This is a genomic window from Actinophytocola sp., from assembly GCF_050699935.1.
In the GTDB taxonomy this organism is placed as follows: Bacteria; Actinomycetota; Actinomycetes; order Mycobacteriales; family Pseudonocardiaceae; genus Actinophytocola.
Map to the genome: position 1 here is coordinate 1 of NZ_JBOHGB010000283.1, position 3033 is coordinate 3033.

At 71.7% G+C, this 3033-nt stretch carries 4 protein-coding genes and 1 pseudogene; 1 reads left to right on the plus strand and 4 read right to left on the minus strand.

All coding sequences use genetic code 11. The features are described 5' to 3' along the window. From ACRDTB_RS37830 to rimP, 4 genes are all read right to left on the minus strand, one after another. On the minus strand, nt 1-592 hold a 592-nt coding region (locus tag ACRDTB_RS37830; protein ID WP_431437086.1), incomplete at its 3' end, for a translation initiation factor IF-2 N-terminal domain-containing protein. 90 nt (nt 593-682) lie between these two features. Continuing rightward, nucleotides 683-1123: a YlxR family protein gene (locus tag ACRDTB_RS37835; RefSeq protein WP_431437087.1), complete on the minus strand. Its 441-nt coding sequence runs from the start codon at nt 1121-1123 to the stop codon at nt 683-685. After that, nucleotides 1065-2111 carry a transcription termination factor NusA gene (gene nusA, locus ACRDTB_RS37840; RefSeq protein WP_431437089.1) on the minus strand — a complete coding sequence of 349 codons (1047 nt, stop codon included), beginning with the start codon at nt 2109-2111 and terminating at the stop codon, nt 1065-1067. Before nusA ends, ACRDTB_RS37835 begins: the two co-directional genes overlap by 59 nt. Continuing rightward, nucleotides 2108-2659, minus strand: coding sequence for a ribosome maturation factor RimP (gene rimP / locus ACRDTB_RS37845; protein WP_431437090.1), 552 nt, complete (start codon nt 2657-2659; stop codon nt 2108-2110). Before rimP ends, nusA begins: the two co-directional genes overlap by 4 nt. A gap of 185 nt (nt 2660-2844) precedes the next feature. Here rimP and ACRDTB_RS37850 point away from each other — a divergent pair. Next, nucleotides 2845-3033: pseudogene (locus ACRDTB_RS37850) on the plus strand (hypothetical protein); the annotation flags it as partial.

Below are 3033 nucleotides of genomic sequence, written 5' to 3' on the forward strand. Positions count from 1 at the left end.
CGCCGCCCGGGGCGCTCCCGGGCCGCGGGCCGGCCGGCCGCGGCGACGGAGCGCCGGCGCCGACACCGAACGGGTTGTTGCCGACCCGCGGCGCGCGCGGACCGGGCTTGGGCGACTGCGGACGCGGCGGCACGACCTGGCCGCCCGCCTGGCCACCGCCCTGGGACTGCTGTTGCTGCTGCTGCGCGGGCGCCGACTTCGCGGCGGCCGGCGGGGGTGCCGCCTCCGGCTCCGCCTTGGCCGCGGCCGGCTTCTCCACCAGCGCCGGCGCCGCCGCGCTCGGTTGGGCCGGGGCCGGGGCCGCGGCGGGCTTGGCAGCCTGCTTCGGGCTGGCCTGCGCAGCAACCGGTTCGGCCGCCTCGGCCTGCGGACGCGCGGCCGGCTTCGGGCGCGCGGCACCGCCCTTGGTGCCACCCTTCGCGGCACCGTCCGTCTTGGGGTAGGCGTCTCGCAACCGGCGGGCCACCGGGGCTTCCACCGTGGAGGACGCGGACTTCACGAACTCGCCCAGGTCCTTCAACTTGGCGAGTACGTCCTTGCTGGTTACGCCGAGCTCTTTAGCGAGCTCGTGCACTCGGGCCTTGCCTGCCACTGCTCTCCTCATCCGAGTGAGGCCGGCGGCATGGTCCCGCTCGACCTCGTCCTATCGTCTGGCGTTCATGGCTTCAGCTTCACGGCTGACTCATGACGGGTCGACCTGCTTTCGTTCGTCCAACCCGGCCCGGGAAGATCCCGGTCCGGCAACACGGTGAACCAGCTGCTCCAGATGGCTCCGGAGCGCGCCGACGTCGAGCGGGCCCGGCACACGCAGCGCTCTCGCGAACGCACGCCGTCGCTCGGCGATGTCCAGGCACCTCGGATCGGGATGAAGCCAAGCCCCCCGACCGGCGGCTCGCCGCCGCAGATCGAGAGCCAGCTCCCCATCCACGAACACGACCCGGAGCAACTCACCGGCCTCCGCTCTGACCCGGCAACCGACACACGTACGTATCGGGCTTGTGCCCCGGGAACGCGCGGACGCCGGTCCAGAACGTTGAACCACTGATGAGTCTATCCCGTCGGCCTTACTCGGCCGAACCCGATGTCGGTGTGACACTCGGCGCGCCGCCTGCCGCGACGCCATCCTGCGGTGTCGCGGCCGCGGCGTCACTGCGGATGTCGATGCGCCAACCGGTCAACCTGGCTGCCAGCCGGGCGTTCTGACCCTCCTTGCCGATCGCCAGCGACAGCTGGAAGTCCGGCACCACGACTCGAGCGGTCTTCGCCCGCTCGTCGACCACCCGGACCGAGACGACCTTCGCGGGCGACAGCGCGTTGCCCACGAACGTGGCCGGGTCGTCCGAGTAGTCGATGATGTCGATCTTCTCGCCGAGCAGCTCGCTCATCACGTTGCGCACCCGCGCGCCCATCGGGCCGATGCACGCGCCCTTGGCGTTGACCCCCGCGACGGTCGACCGGACCGCGATCTTGGACCGGTGTCCCGCCTCGCGGGCGACCGCGGGGATCTCCACGGTGCCGTCGGCGATCTCCGGCACCTCGAGCGCGAACAGCCGCCGCACCAGGTTCGGGTGCGTACGGGACAACGTGATCTGCGGACCCCGTGTTCCCCGGCTGACGCCGAGGACGTAGCACTTGATCCGGATGCCGTGCTCGTAGCGCTCGCCGGGCACCTGCTCGACCGCGGGCAGCACGCCCTCGGTGTCGCCGACCTGGACCACGACCATGCCGCGGGAGTTGGCGCGCGCGTCGCGCTGCACGACGCCCGCGACGATCTCGCCCTCCTTGGCGGAGAACTCGCCGAACGTCTTCTCGTTCTCCGCGTCCCGCAGGCGCTGCAGGATGACCTGGCGCGCCGTGGTGGCCGCGATCCGGCCAAAGCCCTCCGGCGTGTCGTCCCACTCCTGCATCGGCTCGCCGTCCGGACCGATCTCGAAGGCGATCACCCGGACGATCCCGGTGCGCCGGTCGATGTCGATCTTGGCGTGGGACTGGTGCCCCTCGGTGTGCTTGTACGCGGTGAGCAGCGCGGTCTCGATCGCCTCGATCACCGTGTCGAAGGGGATGTCCTTGTCCCGCTCGATGGCGCGCAGCGCCGCGATGTCGACATTCACCTCGACCCCTCCTCTTGCTCCAGCATGGCAACCTCGGCGGCCGGCGGCTCGCGGAACTCGACCTCGATGACGGCGTGCTCGATGTCCTGGTACTTCACATGTCTGACGTTCTTGCCGACCAGCAGCCGGACGCCGTGGTCGTCGGCGTCGCCCACGCGCGCCGTGTAGCTGTCTTCCCCCTGCCTCACCGCGACCTTGCGCAGGCGGGCGCGGCGCCAGTGCCGCGGCTTGGTGAGCGGCCGGTCCACTCCGGGGCTGGTGACCTCGAGGGTGTAGGAGCCGCGGAGCACGCTACCGGCGGTACGGCTGTCCTCCAGCGCGTCGAGCGCGGCGGACACGGCACGGCTGACCTCGGCGACCTGGTCCAGGCCGATGCCACCGTCCGCGCCGTCGTCCTCCCGATCGACCACGACCTTGACCAGCTGGCGCCGGCCGGCCTGCTGGACGTGAAGCAGCTCGAGGTCGAAGCCGGCGCGCGCGACAGCGTCGGCGACGACCGGCTCCAGCGTCTCGCCGGCGCCGTTGGTGCGATGTCGCTGACCTGGCACGTAGCCACTCCCTGCTCGAAAACCTGCCTCGAAACCTGTCTCGGTGCGCGTCGCGATGTTCGTCTCGATTGCACTCACCGACCGTGGTTGCCAAGCGTATCTCGTCACGGCTGGCGAGTTGGCCCCGAGCAGGCACGGTGCGTCCGACCGGGTGGCGCGCTCGCCTGGCAGTATGACGGCCCGTGATGAACTTCGGGCAGAGGCTTGAGCGCCGAGACGTGCTCCGGTCCGGCGCGCTGCTGTTACCCCTCGCGGCCGCGGTCTCCTGTACCGGGCCGGAACCACCACCGCCGCCGGACCCGCTGGCCGCCCTCGCCGCCCGGGCACGGGCCGACGCCACCGCGGCATCGGCCGTGGTGAAGGCGGTGCCGGCG

Bases quoted from the DNA above. Each gene is read 5' to 3' on its own strand.
- ACRDTB_RS37835 (WP_431437087.1), bottom strand. From the start codon at position 1,123: ATGGCGTCGCGGCAGGCGGCGCGCCGAGTGTCACACCGACATCGGGTT.